Raw genomic sequence first — 17,156 nt, forward strand, 5'->3', positions numbered from 1 at the left:
CCTCCAGCGGGGTGGCCATCACCACCGCGAGCACCGGCACATCGAACCGGCACGCCGGGCGGTCGGGCAATAACTCCATGATCAACGGGGCGGGGCGGGTTGGGTTGGGCTGGGCTGGGGGGCGGTTACCAGTTGGTGGAGTTGGGGGCCTTGGGCCAGGGCTTTGCGAGTGGCTTGATCAGGTACGCGATGCCGCCGGAGCCGCCGGAGACGCCGCCGCTGGCGTTGGTGCGCTTGGTCCGCAGCCAGATCTGCTCGAACTGCGCACGCTTGTAGACGTTGCGCACCACGTCGTTGCTGGACGAGGCGGGGTCGTTGACGATCACGTCGCCGTCGGCGGTGAAGCCGACCACCACGAACAGGTGCCCGGAGGTGCCGTAGTTCGCCCCGTCCAGCTCACTGGCGAGGAAGGACTGGCTGGTCACGACGGGGATGCCGGCGGCGATGAAACGCTCCAGCTCATCCAGTGAGTGCAGGCGGGTCACCCGACCCTCCAGTCCGGGGAAGCTGGCCGCGTACGCGGTGTTGAAGGGCCAGTTGCCGGCCCCGTCGTACGCGTAGTCGAAGGTCATCCGGGCCGCGTGGTTGACGGTCGGGTCGGGGTAGGCCGGGTCCACCCAGGAGGTGTCGGCCGGCGACGGCTTGCGTCCCCAGTACTCGACGACCATCTCGGTGGAGGTGGGCGAGCACCACGCCTCGCCGCCGCCGTCGTACTCGGGGTAGTGCCCGGCGTGCACGTTCTGCGAGTAGCGCGGCACCGGCAACTCGACGCCCCAGGCGATGTGCCCGGCGCTCGGCGGAACGGTGAAGCGGTCCGGCACGGTGGAGCTCATCGCGCCGAGCATCCGGACCACCGGCGCGGCGGTCTGCCCGGGTGCCCGGTAGAGGGTCAGCCGTAGCTGGTACGACCGCAGCAGCACCCCGACGGCGGCGTCGTCGATGCTGAAGGTGTCGGTCCAGATCGTCGACCAGGGGTCACCCTGCTTGTCGACGCTGGTCCGCCTGATGTCGGTGTCGCCGGACGCCCAACGACCCATGACGTACCACGGGGTCTGGTCGCCGCTGGTGTAGCTGCCCTGCATCTCCACCTGGATCCAGGTGCCGGCCGGGGTCTCCGCGTTCCACGAGGCGATCAACTCGGTGGCGTCGAACCCGATCCGGGTCACCGGCGAGGTCCAGGTGCCGTACTCCCAGGTGCGGGTGACGCCGGTGTGCGGGTCGGCGTACTCGGTGGTGCCGGCGGGGCGGGCCAGGGTGAGGCCCGCTCGGGCGCCGGGCACCACGCGCGTGCCGGCCCGGCTGCCCCGGTGCCAGTCGGCGGGCCCGGACCAGTCCTGGAAGGTGATCTGCTCGTCGTGACCGGTGGTCGGCGGGCCGCCGGCCAACGCTGGTGCGGTGGTGGCGAGCAGGGTGAACGCGGTGACGCCGGCGAGGGCGCCCGCGCGCAAGCGGGATCTGGCCATGAGTGCTCCGCGGTGTCGAGAGGGGCATCGTCGACTGTCAGCTTTCCGCCTGGAAGGAAGTTTCGCCATATGTTCATGGATGGAAAATCATTGCCGCCGCGATGATCCGCCTGGGATGGCCAAGGTAACGATCGATATTGATATGACCATGTGACAGGTGGTGAAGTGTCCTTCACCGAGCGGGATCTCCCGCCCATCGAGGAGGTAGTCCATGGCCCTCCGCACGCCCATCCCTCTCCGCCGCGTCCTGGTGCTCGCCGTCGTCACCGGGCTGGGCATCGTCACCGTCGCCGCGGGCCCGGTCGCCGCCCGCCCGGCACCGGACCGCACCGCCGAGCCGGCCGCCGCCGGCTACCGGGTGCTCGGACCTCGCACCCTCGCCGACCGCAACGCGGTGGCCCGCACCGGAGCCGCCATCGACTACTCCGAGCACGGGGTCCTGCACATCTCGGCGACCGCTGGTGAGGCCGCCGCGATCGGCAAGCTCGGCTTCCGGCTCGAACCGCTCGCCCCGCCGCCCAACGCCGAGCGCGGCGCCGGCGAGATCGGCACGCTGGCGTTCCCGCCCGCCGACTCCAACTACCACGACTACGCGGAACTGACCGCCGTCGTGAACCAGGTCGTCGCGGACCATCCGGCGATCGCCCGCAAGATCAGCATCGGTTCGTCGTACGAGGGTCGCGACCTGATGGCGGTGAAGATCTCCGACAACGTCGGCACCGACGAGAGCGAACCGGAGATCCTGTTCAACTCCCAGCAGCACGCCCGCGAGCACCTGACCGTCGAGATGGCGATCTATCTGCTCAACCTCTTCACCGACAACTACGGCGGCGACTCCCGGATCACCAACATCGTCAACAGCCGCGAGATCTGGATCGTGCCGACGGTCAACCCGGACGGCAGCGAGTACGACATCGCCACCGGGTCGTACCGGTCCTGGCGCAAGAACCGGCAGCCCAACAGCGGTTCGTCGAACGTCGGCACCGACCTGAACCGCAACTGGGGCTACAACTGGGGTTGCTGCGGCGGCTCGTCCGGCAGCACCTCGTCGGAGACCTACCGGGGGCCCTCGGCGTTCTCCGCACCCGAGACGCAGGCGCTGCGCAACTTCGTCAACGGCCGGGTCGTCGGCGGCGTGCAGCAGATCAAGGCCAACATCGACTTCCACACGTACTCGGAGCTTGTGCTCTGGCCGTACGGCTACACCACTGCGAACACCGCGACCGGGATGAGTGCGGACCAGTACAACACCTTCGCCACCATCGGTCAGCAGATGGCGGCCACCAACAACTACACCCCGGAGCAGTCCAGCGACCTCTACATCACCGACGGGGACAGCCTCGACTGGATGTGGGCCACCCACAACATCTGGGCGTACACCTTCGAGATGTACCCCGGCTCGTCCGGCGGCGGCGGCTTCTACCCGCCCGACGAGGTCATCACCGCCCAGACCACCCGCAACCGCGAGGCGGTGCTGCTGCTCAGCGAGTACGCCGACTGCCCGTACCGGGCCATCGGCAAGCAGACGCAGTACTGCGGCGGCGGTGGCGGCACCACTGTCTGGTCGGACACCTTCGAGACCGCCACCGGCTGGACCATCAACCCGTCCGGCACCGACACCGCCACCCTCGGCGCGTTCGAACGGGGTGCCGCCCAGACGACCACGTCCTCCGGCGCCAAGCAGCTCACCCCGTACGCCGGCTCCAACGACCTGGTCACCGGCCGGCTCGCCGGCTCGGCGGCCGGTGACTACGACCTCGACGGTGGTGTGACGAGCGCCAGGTCCCCGGCGGTGACCCTGCCGTCGTCGGGCACGCTGACCCTCTCGTTGGCCTGGTACCTGGCCCACGGGTCGAACGCCTCCTCGGCGGACTACCTGCGGGTGAGCGTGGTGCACAACGGCGGCACCACCGCGCTGCTCACCCAGGCCGGCGCGGCCAGTAACCGCAACGGCAGCTGGGCGGTGGCCAACCTCAACCTCACCCCGTACGCCGGCCAGTCGGTGCGCGTGCTCGTCGAGGCTGCGGACGCCTCCGGAGCCAGCCTGGTGGAGGTTGCTGTGGACAACGTCACCATCACGTCCTCCTGATCGGGTGGGGCCCCGTCCCGCCCGACGGGGCCCCACCACCCGCTCCCGAGCCTCCAGATCTCGGACATATGCCTCCCTGTGCCTGCCAGGGTGCCCCCCGTCGATTGCCATCCGGATCGACAGGCGTCGACCGATCCTTGATCGATCCGGCACGTCCCGGCGGTGCGCTACCGTCTTAGCGACCAGTCCGCAGCGAAGCCGGTACGAAACCCGGCGCTGTCCCGCAACTGTGATGCCCCACCCGACCGGTGGGGACGAGCCAGGTCGCCTACGGATCGGTCGCGATACGCGCTCTCGAGGAAGGGCGCCTCGTGGGCGGGCGTACGAAAGTCCCTGTCGGCGAAGCACCACACTCCTCGACCGACAGGAGGCCCCCATGTTCAGACGTACCCCTCGGCTCTTCGCCGCGACCCTCGCGGTCGCCGCGCTCGCCCTCGGCGCCTGCGCCGAGAAGGCCGACGACAAGCCCAGTGCCGGCACCGCGGCCGCCACCTACCCGGTCACGGTCGGCGCGCTCACTCTCGACAAGCGTCCCGAGAAGATCGTCGCGCTGTCGCCCACCGCCACCGAGATGCTCTTCGCGATCGGTGCCGGCCCGCAGGTGACAGCCGTCGACGACCAGTCGAACTACCCGGCCGACGCGCCAAAGACCGACCTCTCCGCCTTCCAGCCGAACGCCGAGGCGATCGCCGGTAAGAACCCGGACCTCGTGGTGCTCTCCGACGACCGCAACAAGATCGTCGACCAGCTCGCCAAGCTGAAGATCCCGGTCTACCTGACGCCGGCGGCGACCAGGCTCGACGACTCCTACCGACAGATCACCGAGCTGGGCATGCTGACCGGGCACGCCGACCAGGCCGCCGACGTCGCCACCCGGATGAAGAACGACATCGCCAAGCTGGTCAAGGACCTGCCGCAGCGTGCCGAGAAGCTCACCTACTTCCACGAGCTGGGCCCGGAGCTGTACAGCGCGACGAGCAACACCTTCATCGGCTCGATCTACAGCCAGGTCGGCCTGACCAACATCGCCGACCCGGCCGACGCGGACGGCAAGAACGCCGGCTACCCGCAGCTGTCCCAGGAGTTCATCGTCAAGGCCGACCCGGACTTCGTCTTCCTGGCCGACTCCAAGTGCTGCCAGCAGAACGCCGACACGGTGAAGGCGCGCAGCGGCTGGGCCGGGCTCACCGCGGTCAAGAACAACCAGGTGATCGCGCTGGACGACGACATCGCCTCCCGCTGGGGTCCGCGCGTCGTGGACCTGCTCCGGATCATCATCGACGCGGTCGCCAAGGTGCCCGCGTGACAGTCGTCCGTCGGTGACCGGGCCGCTGCCCGCGGCTCGGCCTGCCGGGCCGCTGCCCGCGGCTCGGCCTGCCGGGCTGCGAATGCGATGGCTGGCCACCGGGGTGTTCGCGGTGCTCGTCGCGCTCGTCGTCGGGGTGTCGCTCGGCCCGGTGAGTCTGCCCCCGGGCAGCGTCGCCGCCGAGCTGCTCAACCTGATCCCGGGGGTGCGCCTCGACAGCGGCCTGACCGAGCGGGAGATCGCGATCGTCACCGAGCTGCGGCTGCCCCGGGTGGTGCTGGGCCTGCTCGTCGGCGGTCTGCTCGCCATGGCCGGCGGGTGCTACCAGGGCGTGTTCCGCAACCCGCTGGCCGACCCGTACCTGCTCGGTGTGGCCGCGGGCGCCGGCCTCGCGGTCACCGCGGCGATCGCCCTCGGCGGCGCCGGCCGGCAGGGTGCGATCTCCGGGCTGCCGATGACCATCCCGCTGGCCGCTTTCGCCGGGTCGCTGCTGGCCGTCACGATGACCTACGTGCTCGGTGCGGCCGGCGGGCGGGGCGGCTCGCCGGCGATGCTGATCCTGGCCGGGGTGGCGGTCTCCGCGTTCCTCTCCGCCGGGCAGACGTACCTGCTGCAACGACACTCCGACAGCATCCAGCCGGTCTACTCCTGGCTGCTCGGTCGGCTGGCCACCGCCGGGTGGCACGACGTGCTGCTGGTGTTGCCGTACGCCGCGCTGACCACTGTGGTGGTGCTGCTGCACCGCCGCGAGCTGGACGTCCTCGCCGTCGGCGACGACGAGGCGAGGAGTCTGGGCCTGCACCCGCAACGCACCAGGTACCTGCTGATCGCCGCCGCCTCCCTGGGCACTGCGGCGGCGGTCTCCGCGACCGGGCTGATCGGCTTCGTCGGCATCATCGTGCCGCACACCGTCCGGCTGCTCGCCGGATCGAGCTACCGGGTGATCCTGCCGATGTCGCTGCTGTTCGGCGGCGCGTTCCTGGCGCTGACCGACGTGGTCGCCCGCACCGCCGCCGCGCCCTCCGAGGTGCCGATCGGAGTGGTGACAGCTCTGCTGGGCGGCCCGTTCTTCGTGCTCGTGTTACGAACCGCCCGGCGGGTGCTCACATGAGCCCCGAACCCACCGCTGGCCGGTCGGTCGACGGCGCTCGCCCGGTCGACGGCGCTCGGCCGGTCGACGGCGCTCGGCCGGTCGACGGCGTCGTGCCGGCCGTCGAGGTGCGCGGGCTGCACGTGAGCCTGGACGGCACGCCGATCCTGACCGGCGTCGACCTCACCGTCGCCGTCGGCGAGTGGGTCACCGTGATCGGTCCGAACGGCGCCGGCAAGTCGACACTGTTGCGCGCCGTCGGCGGCCTGCTGCCCGCGCCGGGTGCGATCACCCTGTTCGGTACGGCGAGCGCCGCGCTGCGCCGCCGGGACCGCGCCCGGGTGGTGGCCACTGTGGCGCAGTCCCCGGTGGTGCCGCCCGGCATGTCGGTGCTGGACTACGTGCTGCTCGGGCGCACCCCGTACATCCCGGCGCTGGGCCGGGAGTCGACGGCCGACGTCGACGCCGCGTACGACGTGCTGAGGCGGTTGCACCTCACCGGCTTCCAGCGCCGCGAACTGGCCACCCTCTCCGGGGGCGAACGGCAACGGGTGTTCCTCGCCCGCGCGCTCGCCCAGGGCGCGACGCTGCTGTTGCTCGACGAGCCGACGAGCGCGCTCGACATCGGTCACCAGCAGGAGGTGCTCGAACTCGTCGACCAGTTACGCCACGAGCACGGTCTGACCGTCCTCGCCACCATGCACGACCTCTCCCTTGCCGGCGAGTACGCCGACCGGATGGTCATGCTGGCCGGCGGTCAGGTGGTGGCCGCCGGGACCCCGGCCGAGGTGCTGACCGAGCACCTGCTCGCCACCCACTACCGGGCCAGCGTCCGGGTCGTCCCCGGCACCCACGGCCCCCTGGTGGTCCCGGTCCGCCCCACCCGCCCCTGACTCCGCCCCGCCCCTGACTCCGCCCCGCCCCGCCCCTGACTCCGCCCCGCCCCGCCCCGCGCCGCGCCGCCCCGCGCCAGATCGCTCGAACATGGAAAGCAACACCGTTGCGTTAGGGCTGTAGCCGGCGGGTCAACCCGGGACAGGAAGTGCCCGATCGGGGAGCGGGTGGGGTCCGGCTTGGCGATCATGGAGTTGTGGTGCCGACTTTGGGGGTTTTACGGTCGTTCTGTTACCCACCACAACTCCATGATCGACGAGGCAGTGCTGGTCGACGAACAGCCGTTCCACCTAACGCAACGGCGTTGACATGGAAAGAGTGGGATCACAACGCTGGGAGGCCCCTGCATCCGGGATCGAGCGCGATCTTGCGCGCGAAGTCCGGGGTGGGCAGTCCGGGGTGGGCAGGCCGGGGTGGGCAGGCCGGGGTGGGCAGGCCGGGGTGGGCAGGCCGGGGGTGGGCGGGGCCGTGGCGGGTGGGCCGGGCGGGTCAGGGGCCCAGGTCGATGACGGAGAAGAGGGCGCCCTGCGGGTCGCGGAGCGCCGCGAAGCGGCCCGCCGGAATGTCGCGGGGTGGGACCAGGATCGTTCCGCCCAACTCGGCGGCGCGGGCCGCTGCGGCGTCCGCGTCGGTGACCGCGAAGTACACGGTCCAGTACGCCGGCAGGTCGGCCGGGAAGTCGTCGGCCAGCGGCGGCATCATCCCGGCCACGATCTGCGTTCCGAGCCGCCACCCGGTGTACGTCATCGGGCCCACCGCCTGGTCGTCGGGCTGCCAGCCGAACACCAGCTCGTAGAAGACCTTCGCGCCCTCGGGGTCGGGGGTGACCAACTCGTTCCAGCTCATCGCGCCCGGCACGCTGAACACCTCGGCACCGGCCATCGCCAGCGGCTGCCAGACGCTGAACGTGGCGCCCGCCGGGTCGGCGAAGACCGCCATCCAGCCTCGGTCGAAGACCTCGAACGGCGGCACGACCACCTGCCCACCGGCTCGTTCGACCCGGCCGGCGACAAGCTCGGCGTCGTCGGTGGCGAGGTACGTCGACCAGATGGGCACCTGGTCCGGGATCGCTGGCGGCCCGGCCCCGGCCACCGGCCTGCCGTCGAGCAGGAAGACCGTGTAGCCGCCCGCCTCAGGCTCCGGTGTGATCCGGCCGGTCCATCCGAACAGCTCGGGGTAGAAGCGCCGCGCGTCGGTCAGGTCCGGGGTGGCCAGGTCGGCCCAGCAGGGTGTGCCCGGCGGGACGGTGCTCACTGTCGAAGACCCCTCTCGACCCGGGCGGCCACGGCGACCCCCTGCCGGAATCCTGGCACCGTCCCGCCGCGACGCGGGGCGGAAACGGACGAATCGTCAGCTGAACCGGCGACCCTCGTCCCGTCGGTACGCCCAGGCGGCGAGCGCGGCGAGCAGCACCACCCAGACGCCGAGCATGATCATTGCCAGCGGGTCGACGGTGTAGTCACCGACCGCCGACCACATCAGTTCGGCAGCCCCCCGGGTGGGCAGGAACGGCGCGATCGTCTCGATGAAACCGGGCGCGTCGCCCGGCGCGGAGAGCAGCCCGCCGCCGAAGGCGAGCGGGAGGAAGACCACCTGGGCCACCACGATCGCTGCCTTGCTCGGCAGCGAGTAGCCGATGGCGAGCCCCAGCAGCGTGAACGGCACCGAGATGACGGCCACCGTGACGGCGGTCAGCAGGAACGCCGCCGGGGTGACCCGGGCCGCGGTCAGCGTCGCGCCGATGATCACGACCGGGAGCAGCGAAAGGTACGTCAGCGCCAGGCCGGCCAGCACCCGGCCCGCGAAGCGGGGGGCAGGCCCGGCCGGCAAAGTTCGGGTGTACGGGTTCCACGGCTGGTCGCGGTCCTCGGCGACGCCGACACCGTACTGAAAGACGTTGGCGCTCATGACCGAGAAGGTGATCATCGAGGCGGTGGCGAAGGTGGCGCCGACGGCGTCGTCGCGGGCGAATGGCACCACGAAGAAGATCATGGCGGCGGCCGGGAAGAAGGCGCTGCCGACGACGGCCACCGGGATCCGGATGATCTCCAGGAGTTGGTAGCGGGCGTGGACCAGGACGAGCTGCACGGTGGCCTCCTCAGACAGTGGTGGGTTGGCCGCCGGCAGCGGCGGTGGTGGTGGGTTGGCCGCCGGCAGCGGCGGTGGTGGTGGGTTGGCCGCCGGCAGCGGCGGTGGTGGTGGGTTGGCCGCCGGCAGCGGCGGTGGTGGGTTGGCTCGGGCTGGCGGGTTGGTCCCCGGCGGGCGCGTCCCCGCTGGTGATGGCGAGGAACGCCTCCTCCAGCGAGGTCGGCCGTACCTCCAGGTCGCTGAACGGGGTCCGGGCCGTGACCAACGCGCGGACCAGTTCGTCGGCATCGGTGGTGAGCAGGTGCAGCCGCCCGTCGATCCGTTCGCTGCGGACGACCCCGGGCAGGTCGGGCAGTTGGTCGGCGACCAGGCTGACCCGGCGTACGCCGACGATGCCGCGCACCGCGTCCACTGTGTCGTCGGCGAGCACCCGGCCCTGCCCGATGACGACCACCCGGTGGGCCAGCGCCTCCACCTCCTCCAGGTAGTGGCTGCTCAACAGCACTGTGCCGCCGTCGCTGTGGAACGCGCGGATCGCGTCCCACAGGGTGTGCCGGGCGGCCACGTCCAGGCCGGTGGTCGGTTCGTCCAGCAGCACCAGCCGGGGCCGGCCGACGAACGCCAGCGCCACCGCCAACCGACGGCGCTGCCCGCCGGAGAGCCCACCGGTCTGCCGTCGGGCGAGATCGCCCAGACCGAACTGGTCGAGCAGCTCACCACGGGGGACCGGGTCCGGGTAGTGCGCCGAGACGAAGTCGACGACCTCACCGACGCGCAGCGTGCCCGGCAGGCCGGTCTCCTGGGGGGTCACCCCGATCTGGCGACGGCTCGCCGGGTCGCGGGGGTCGCCGCCGTTCAGCTCGACCCGCCCCGAGGTGGGACGGCGCAGACCCACCAGCAGGTTCATCAGGGTGCTCTTGCCGGCGCCGTTCGGCCCGAGGAGACCGACCAGTTCACCGGCCCGGACTTCCAGGTCGACGCGGTCGAGGGCGAGGACGTCGCCGTACCGGCGGCTGGCCTGGTCGGCGCGAGCGAGGATCATGACTGCTCCTTGGGCGGGGTGGGGTCGAGCAGGGCGCGAATCGTCTCGGTGTACTCCTCGAACGCCCGCCGGCCCCGACGGCTGAGCCGGACCAGGGTTGCCGGGGTGCGTCCACGGTGGGTCTTGCTGATCTCCACGTAGCCGGCGTCCTCGAGTTTGCGCAGGTGCACGGAGAGGTTGCCGGCGGTCATGGCGAGCAGTTCCTGCAACCGGGGAAACGCGATCCGGTCGCCGTCGCCGAGAGTGGAGAGGCTGGCGACCACCCGCAGCCGGGCCTGCGCGTGGATGACCGGGTCGAGTTCGGTCATGCCCGGTGCCGCTGCCGCCGTCGGGCGATCGCGCCGGCGACAAGCATGCCGCCACCACCGGCCACCGCCACGATCAGCGCGTGCCAGCCCGGCCCGGCAAAGACACCGGCCAGGTTGACCACGCTGACCCAGACACCCAGCCGGAACAGGTCCCGGTCCAGCCAGATCGCTCCGCCGGCCATGTGCAGCGCGCCGGTCAGCCCGACGGCGGTCGCCGACCAGAGCAGCGCGGCCAGGTCGTGCGGCAGGTGCTCGGAGATCCGGCCGAGCGCCGCGTAGACGCTCACCGGCCCCAAACCCCAGGCCCAGAGGTACCAGTGCCCGCGCCGGGCGGAGTCGCCTGTCACCTGCCCGTAGGCGCGCGCGCTTGCCATCGCCTGGATCGCCGCCGCGACCAGTAGCAGTGCGAAGAGGGCGATCAGTGGCAGCCAGCCCGGCAGCGGGACCAGCGACCGCTCGCCGGGGGAAAACCGCAGGAAGAACAGCCCGAAGCCGACCAGCCAGGCGACTCCCCAGGGCCAGTAGAGCAGCCGGGCGTCGGGGTCGAGTCCGCGTACCGTCGCGGAACGCTGCTCTTCGATCAGCCGGAGCGCCGCCGCGGCGTCGGCGGGCGGCAGGTCGTCGTCGTGGTTCACGCAAAGAACTTTACGACACAAAGTCAAAGCCTGGTGTCCCCCGACGTCGCGTACGGGGCCACCGGCGGCATCGGGGAGTGCCTATGGTGGGGACTGTGGCGGCTGACCTGTCGCACCGGGCACAGGGGAGGGTCCGTGTCGAGCCCGAACAGCGAGCCGGAGGTCCTGACGGCGTTCGCCGTGACGCCCCGAGGCCGGCGGGCGAGTTTTCACCGCTCCTTGAACGACGGGCCCGCGCCCCGGCACAACCCGCACCGACCCGGCGGCCACGGGGGGCACCGATGACGCTCGACGGGCGTCACGCACGCCACGTCGAGGGGATCACCCGACTGCTGCCGGCCGGAGAGCGGGTGCGCGCGGTGGCCCGGGTCCGAGCCGGCGCGGGTCTGATCCCTGCGGCACCTCCGCAGCCGGCGGCGCCACCCGCGCCCGGTGGTCCGGGCATCCTGGGCGTCCTGCTCAACGTGCTCTCACCCACCATCACCTTCGGCCCGGCGGACAACGTCGTCGACTGGCTCTTCTTCGGTGTCGGAGGTCGAGGCGCACCGGGTTCGCAGGCGTCTCTGCTGCACCACGCCCTGACTGTGGCGACGAAGGGGGCCGGCCTCCGGGACATCGTGCTGGGGGTCACCGACAGGCGGTTGCTGTTCGGCGCGACAGCACCGGTCGGGCTGCTGTCCAGCTCGGCGGCGGACGAACGCGCGCAGGCCGACGTCGAGCTGCTCGGGTCGGTGCCGCGCACGACCGTCGCCGCCCGGCTCGGCCGCTACCGGTTGAACTGGAAACGGCTGCGGATCGACCTCGCCGACGGTTCGTGGCTGTCGTTCCACGTGCCGCTGGCGGACTCCGCCCGCCCCCTGCGGGACGTCGCGGCGGCAGTGTCAGCCGGCTGAGCTGTCGCCGGGCGTGCGGGCCGTGGCGGGGCCGTTCAGCCTTTTGGGCCGAGGCCGTGCGTGCAGGTCGCGGCGGGTGTCAGCCGGCTGAGCCGTCGCCGGGCGTGCGGGCCGTGGCGGGTGTCAGGCGACTGAGCCGCCGTCGAGCGGTGCGGGCAGCGGCTCGTTGTGCAGCACCGTCAGTCGGGACACCGCCCGGGTGAGCACCACGTACAGCCGGTGCAGCCCGCGTGGCTCGGCCGCGACGATCGCGGCCGGCTCGACCACCACCACATGGTCGTACTCCAGGCCCTTGACCAGCGTCGCGGGCACCACGGTGACCCGCTCCGCGGCGGCCACGTCGTCGGCGGTCGCGGTCTCGACACCGGCGGCGGCCAGCGCCGCGCGCAGCCCGTCGACCGCGTCGTCCGCGGCGATCACACCGACCGAGCCGTCGTAGTCGAGCGCCGCGCGCACCTCGGCCACCGTCTCCGCGACGAGATCGGTCACGGTACGCACATCGAGCCCGCCGTCGTGGCGCAGCGACTCGGCCGGCGGCACGTCCACCGCCAGTGCCGGTAGCAGCAGATTCGCGAACGCCACCACCGCCGCGGGCACCCGGAAACCAACAGTCAGCGGGACCACCACGGCGTCCGGCTTGCCCAGGTGGGCGAGGGACTCCCGCCAGTCCGTCGCCGCCCACGGCGCGGTGCCCTGTGCGAGGTCACCGAGGAGGGTGACCGAGCCGTGTTCGCTGCGCCGGGCAATGGCCCGACACTGCATCGGGGACAGGTCCTGCGCCTCGTCCACGACCACGTGCCCGAACCCCGAGGGCCGTTCCAGCAACCCGGCCGCCTCGTCGATCAACACCACGTCGGCGGCGGTCCAGCGGGTCGCCTTCGCGGTGCGAGCCGGCTTCACCCAGCTGAGCAGCGCCTGCTCGGTGTCGCTGAGCAGCCCGTCCGCCGCTGCGGCGAGCCGGACCGGGTCGGCGAGCAGGCCGTGGACCAGCCCCTCCGGGGTGAGCGCCGGCCAGACCGCGTCCAGAAAATCGAGCACCGGACGGCAGCGGCCCATCCGACGTAACCAGGCATCGCTTGGCGACTCGGCCCGACGCGCCTCGGCCTGCCGTTGCAGCAGGCTCACCACCCGCGCCCGGACGCGTTCCCGGCCCGTGCCGTACGGCAGCCCTTCCCGGCGGGTCTCCTCGACGATCCGGTGCAACGGCTCCAGCCCGATCCGCCACCGGAACGACCCGTCCGACACGATGATCGAGTCGGTAGGCGAGCCGATCTGTGCCTGCACCGCACGCTGCAACACCCGCGCCATCCGTACGTCGTGCTTGAGCACCGCCACCGCCGGCGCGTCGACCGCCCGAACCGGCACCCCGGAAATCAGGTCCTCCACAGTGGCCTGCTCGACCTCCACCTCACCGAGCGCCGGCAACACCGCCGCGATGTACGACAGGAACGCCCGGTTCGGCCCGACGATCAACACACCCGCCCGCCGCAGCCGTTCCCGGTGCAGATAGAGCAGGTACGCGGCCCGATGCAGGCCGACCGCCGTCTTTCCGGTGCCCGGTGCGCCCTGCACGCAGATCGAGTCGGCAAGGTCAGCTCTGACCAGCTCGTCCTGCTCCGGCTGGATCGTGGCGACGATGTCCCGCATCGGCCCGACGCGCGGTCGCTCGATCTCGGCGGTGAGGATCCGGCTCGTCGTGCCGAGCTCTTCACCCCGATCGAGACGCTCATCCTCGAAGCTGGTCAGCACCCCGTTGCTGAACCCGAACCGTCGCCGGACCGCCACTCCCTGCGGATCCCGAGCACTGGCCTGGTAGAACGACCGGGAGACGGGTGCCCGCCAGTCCAGCACCAACGGCTCGCCGCGCTCGTCGGCGACGTGCCGCCGCCCCACGTGATACCGCCGACCGTCAAGACCGAAGCTGCTCGCACCCGCGCCGGGCTCCCCGCCGGACCTGCCCTCGCTGCTGCCGGTGTCGGTGCTGCGGTGTGTGGTGCTGCCGGTGTCGGTGCTGCCGTGCGTGGTGGTGTTGTGCGTGGCGTTGTCGTGCGTGGTGCTGCTGTGGGGGGTGCTGGCGTGCTCGGCACGGTCGTGCTCGGTGCTGGCGTGCGCGGTGGCGCCGGGATTCAAGGCGTCCGGGTCCGTGGCGTCCGGGTCTGTGGATCCGGCGAAGTCGAGGCGGCCGAAGAAGAGTGGCGTGGTCGGGTCGTCGGCCAACTCGGTCACCCGCCGGGCCAGGGTGCGGCCAAGCGTCTCCGCCGCGTACGCGTCGCCGGCCACCTGGTCACCGGTGGCGAAGAGGGCTTCGGCGCGCTCCCGCATCCTCCGCAGTGCGGCCCGTGAGGCTGCCAGGTGTGCGCGTTCGGCGGACAGATCCGTGTCGAGGTGGGTGTCGATATCGAGTGCGGGCATGCTGACGTCCCATCGTTCACATCTGCTGCGCGCTCGCGTGTCCGGGGGCGGATGGCCGGCCGCCCGGCGCGAAGACGTCCGTGCCGGTGCAGGTCACCTCGGCCGTCAAGCGGCCTGCAACCTTACGCTCTTCTCTCAGTCACCACTACCGAATTACCCAGGGGGCCACCTGTCGGAGACGGCGTGTTGCCGGACGGGGCGTCTCACCCGAGGAGCGAGCCGCGAGACGCGACAGAACGACCTGGCCATCTGGAGGGCGTCTCCGGACGGCCCAGCGGGCTGGCGACTTGATCCCCACGCGGTCACCTGGCCACTCGGTAGGCCTGGCGACTCGGTAGGCCTGGTGGTGCGGTGGTCTGGTGGTGCGGTGGTCTGGTGGTGCGGTGGCGCGGTGGCGCGGTGGTGTGGTGGCGCGGTGGTGCGGTGGTCTGGTGGTGCGGTGGTGCGGTGGTGCGGTGGCGCGGCGGCGCGGTGGCGCGGCGGTCTGGTGGCACCGCCTGCCTGGTCGCGGCCTCGCGTGGTGTCGGTGTGCTCGGCGTGCCCGGCGGCTCAGCAGCGCCGGTGGTAGAGGTTGCGACGCGGTGTGCGTCGTGGGTCGAGCCAGCGGGGCGGAAGGAACTCGGGCCGGCCGTCCGCCGCGATGCGGACTGTCCAGTCGCCGCGGTGGACGAACCGGTGGTGGTAGCCACAGAGCAGCACCGCATTGCCCAGCGCTGTGGCCCCACCGTCGGCCCAGTGTCGGACATGGTGTCCGTCGCACCATCTCGGCGGTCGGTCACAGCCAGGGAAGGCGCACCCGCCGTCTCGCAGCACCAGTGCGCGCCTCAGCGGGCCGGTGAAGAGCCTCCGCTGGCGGCCGACGTCCAGGACCTGGCTGTTGCCGCCCAGCACGGCCGGCAGCAGGCTGGCGTCGCAGGCGAGCCGGCGGACCGCACCCGGTGTGAGGCGCGCTCCGGTCTCCAGTGTGCCGGCGCGTACGCCGTTGACCAGGTCGTCGAGCGAGACGGTCACCACGAGCTGAGGTCGGTCTCCGCCGCTGTCGGGCAGCTGACCTGTGCGCAGCGCCAGCCGACAGATCTCGCCCAACGCGTCGGCACGGCGTTGACCAGGACTGCGATCGTCGTGCTCACCGGCTGGGGCGCAGAGGGGGTCGATCGCCTCACGGAGCAGGCTCGCGGTTTCGGTGTCGAGGTTTCCGCTGAGGCGTACCTGACCGTCTTGCTGCTCGGAGAGCGTGACGTGCCGGCGAGCCTCGGCCCGCTCGGTGGCCCGTTGAAGTGCCTTCAGCTCGGCCTGGTCGGCCAGATCCGGTGCGACGTGCGTGAGAACGCGCTCCCCGAGCCGGCTCAGAATGGTCGGGTCGAACCGGTCGGCCCAGGCGACCAGCAGTTGGGTGGCCTTGTCGGCCACCTCTGGACCGGCCTCGACAGGGAGGGCGGCGACCGTCTCGGCCACGACCCGGCCCTGCTCCACGGTGATGGCGCCGCTGAGCAGCGCGTCACGCACCGCTGCTGGCGCGGCGTCGACGGTGGCGGCGAGCTGGACCAGTTGGCGCGCGGAGCGACCGGAGAGCCGGAGCCGCTCCCGCAGCCAGACGGCGGTGGACGAGGCACCCTGGGCGACCGCCAGGCCACGGCTGTCCAACTCGCGGACCAGCCCGAGCTGAACGGCGGCCAGCCGCTGCGTCAGCACCTGAGCCGCGTCGAGGGAGGCGAGCAACTCGTCGTCGGAGAGCCCCCACAGCGCGGCGTCGGCACAGTCGTCGACCGCACCGCCTGCCTGCGTCAACGCCCTCAACATGACAACAGAATAGAACTGACGTACGACACTTTTCGTTGGTGTTGATCAATGGATAGGAGGCGTTCACACCCGGGCGGTATGACGCGGCCGGTCGGGTCGAGTCTTGCGGGGAACGAGGTAGGCGACGGGGTGGGTGCGGGGTTGGCCACTCCGGGTCGACCCGCCGGGCCGGTTCGGAAAGCCGGGGATACGGTCGGGTCATGGCTGAGCGCATCGCACGCCCGCGGGTCGGGCACATCCAGTTCCTGAACTGCCTGCCGATCTACTGGGGTCTGATGCGCTCCGGGGCACTGCTCGACGTCGACCTACAGAAGGATTCGCCGGACCGGTTGAGCGCGGCTCTGGTTGCCGGCGATCTCGACATCGGCCCGATCACCCTCCTGGAGTACCTGAAGCACGCCGACGAACTGCTCCTCCTGCCGGACCTGGCGGTGGGCAGCGACGGACCGGTGCTCTCGGTCAACATGGTCTCCACCCGGCCCCTCGCCGAGTTGGACGGTGCCCGGGTAGCGCTTGGCTCGACCTCGCGGACCGGGGTGATGCTGGCCCAGTTGCTGCTCAGAGAGCAGTACAACGTGCGGCCCGAGTACTTCCGTTGCCCACCCGACCTGACGCAGATGCTCCTCGAAGCCGACGCCGGGGTGCTGATCGGGGACGTGGCGTTGCGGGCCTACTACGAGGCGCCGCAGCGCGGGCTCATCGTCACCGACCTCGGGCAGGCGTGGCGGGAGTGGACCGGTCTGCCGATGGTCTTCGCCGTCTGGGCGGTGCGCCGCGACTTTGCCGCCGCCCACCCGGGGCTGGTCAAGGAGGTGCACGAGGCGTTCCTGCGCTCGCGGGACCTCTGCCTGGCCGAGCTGGACCAGGTCGCCGAGGCTGCGGCTCGCTGGGAGACGTTCGACGCCGAGACGCTGGCCACGTACTTCCGGACCCTGGACTTTTCGCTCGGCGACCGGCAGGTCGCCGGGCTGCGTGAGTGGGCCCGGCGAGCGGCGGCGATCGGCGAGGCCCCGGAGCTGCCGGACGGCGGTCCCGAGTTCTTCGCCGGCTGACCGGCGGGCCCCGGCCGCTGGTCAACCGTGCAGCTCCGGCCGCTGCGGCTGAGAGGCGGCCCCGGCCGCTGCGGGCCAACCGGC

The 17,156-nt window shown here is 71.7% G+C and carries 14 protein-coding genes; 6 read left to right on the top strand and 8 right to left on the bottom strand.

Features of this window, described 5'->3' with window-relative positions; genetic code table 11:
- Positions 1–125 precede the first annotated feature (125 nt).
- Positions 126–1,463 (bottom strand): C39 family peptidase, encoded by a 1,338-nt coding sequence (locus tag AB0A95_RS20680; RefSeq protein WP_357557386.1) that lies wholly within the window; start codon positions 1,461–1,463, stop codon positions 126–128.
- Between the two features lie 211 nt (positions 1,464–1,674).
- Here AB0A95_RS20680 and AB0A95_RS20685 point away from each other — a divergent pair, with 211 nt between their 5' ends.
- The 4 genes from AB0A95_RS20685 (at position 1,675) to AB0A95_RS20700 (ending at position 6,841) form a co-directional block, all read left to right on the top strand.
- A complete protein-coding gene (locus AB0A95_RS20685) occupies positions 1,675–3,552 on the top strand; it encodes a M14 family zinc carboxypeptidase (protein WP_357557387.1) in 1,878 nt (625 codons plus the stop codon).
- Positions 3,553–3,928: 376 nt separating this feature from the next.
- Positions 3,929–4,858: an ABC transporter substrate-binding protein gene (locus tag AB0A95_RS20690; protein WP_357557388.1), complete on the top strand. Its 930-nt coding sequence runs from the start codon at positions 3,929–3,931 to the stop codon at positions 4,856–4,858.
- Positions 4,859–4,940: 82 nt separating this feature from the next.
- A complete protein-coding gene (locus tag AB0A95_RS20695; protein ID WP_357557389.1) occupies positions 4,941–5,969 on the top strand; it encodes an iron ABC transporter permease in 1,029 nt (342 codons plus the stop codon).
- Positions 5,966–6,841, top strand: coding sequence for an ABC transporter ATP-binding protein (locus tag AB0A95_RS20700; RefSeq protein WP_357557390.1), 876 nt, complete (start codon positions 5,966–5,968; stop codon positions 6,839–6,841). Before AB0A95_RS20695 ends, AB0A95_RS20700 begins: the two co-directional genes overlap by 4 nt.
- Positions 6,842–7,331: 490 nt before the next feature.
- Here AB0A95_RS20700 and AB0A95_RS20705 read toward each other — a convergent pair whose 3' ends face one another.
- The 5 genes from AB0A95_RS20705 to AB0A95_RS20725 form a co-directional block, all read right to left on the bottom strand.
- Entirely contained in the window at positions 7,332–8,096 is a 765-nt protein-coding gene (locus AB0A95_RS20705) for a VOC family protein (RefSeq protein WP_357557391.1), read from the bottom strand.
- Positions 8,097–8,192: 96 nt separating this feature from the next.
- Positions 8,193–8,930 (bottom strand): ABC transporter permease, encoded by a 738-nt coding sequence (locus AB0A95_RS20710; RefSeq protein ID WP_357557392.1) that lies wholly within the window; start codon positions 8,928–8,930, stop codon positions 8,193–8,195.
- A 10-nt stretch (positions 8,931–8,940) separates the two neighbouring features.
- Complete coding sequence (locus AB0A95_RS20715) at positions 8,941–9,972, bottom strand: ABC transporter ATP-binding protein (protein ID WP_357557393.1); 1,032 nt, start codon at positions 9,970–9,972, stop codon at positions 8,941–8,943.
- The gene (locus AB0A95_RS20720; protein ID WP_357557394.1) at positions 9,969–10,280 is read right to left on the bottom strand and encodes a transcriptional regulator; all 312 of its coding nucleotides are present in this window, start codon (positions 10,278–10,280) and stop codon (positions 9,969–9,971) included. Before AB0A95_RS20720 ends, AB0A95_RS20715 begins: the two co-directional genes overlap by 4 nt.
- Positions 10,277–10,915, bottom strand: coding sequence for a transporter (locus AB0A95_RS20725; protein ID WP_357557395.1), 639 nt, complete (start codon positions 10,913–10,915; stop codon positions 10,277–10,279). Before AB0A95_RS20725 ends, AB0A95_RS20720 begins: the two co-directional genes overlap by 4 nt.
- 281 nt (positions 10,916–11,196) lie before the next feature.
- Between AB0A95_RS20725 and AB0A95_RS20730 the strand changes: the two genes are divergently transcribed.
- Positions 11,197–11,808 (top strand): hypothetical protein, encoded by a 612-nt coding sequence (locus AB0A95_RS20730; RefSeq protein ID WP_357557396.1) that lies wholly within the window; start codon positions 11,197–11,199, stop codon positions 11,806–11,808.
- A 123-nt stretch (positions 11,809–11,931) separates the two neighbouring features.
- Here the strand turns inward: AB0A95_RS20730 and AB0A95_RS20735 are convergent, their stop codons facing one another.
- Complete coding sequence (locus tag AB0A95_RS20735) at positions 11,932–14,220, bottom strand: AAA family ATPase (protein WP_357557397.1); 2,289 nt, start codon at positions 14,218–14,220, stop codon at positions 11,932–11,934.
- Positions 14,221–14,769: 549 nt separating this feature from the next.
- Positions 14,770–16,020: a DUF222 domain-containing protein gene (locus AB0A95_RS20740; protein ID WP_357557398.1), complete on the bottom strand. Its 1,251-nt coding sequence runs from the start codon at positions 16,018–16,020 to the stop codon at positions 14,770–14,772.
- A 200-nt stretch (positions 16,021–16,220) separates the two neighbouring features.
- Here AB0A95_RS20740 and AB0A95_RS20745 point away from each other — a divergent pair, with 200 nt between their 5' ends.
- Positions 16,221–17,072: a menaquinone biosynthesis protein gene (locus AB0A95_RS20745; RefSeq protein ID WP_357557399.1), complete on the top strand. Its 852-nt coding sequence runs from the start codon at positions 16,221–16,223 to the stop codon at positions 17,070–17,072.
- The last annotated feature ends 84 nt before the right edge of the window (positions 17,073–17,156 follow it).

This window comes from Micromonospora sp. NPDC049230 (assembly GCF_040647875.1).
In the GTDB taxonomy this organism is placed as follows: Bacteria; Actinomycetota; Actinomycetes; order Mycobacteriales; family Micromonosporaceae; genus Micromonospora.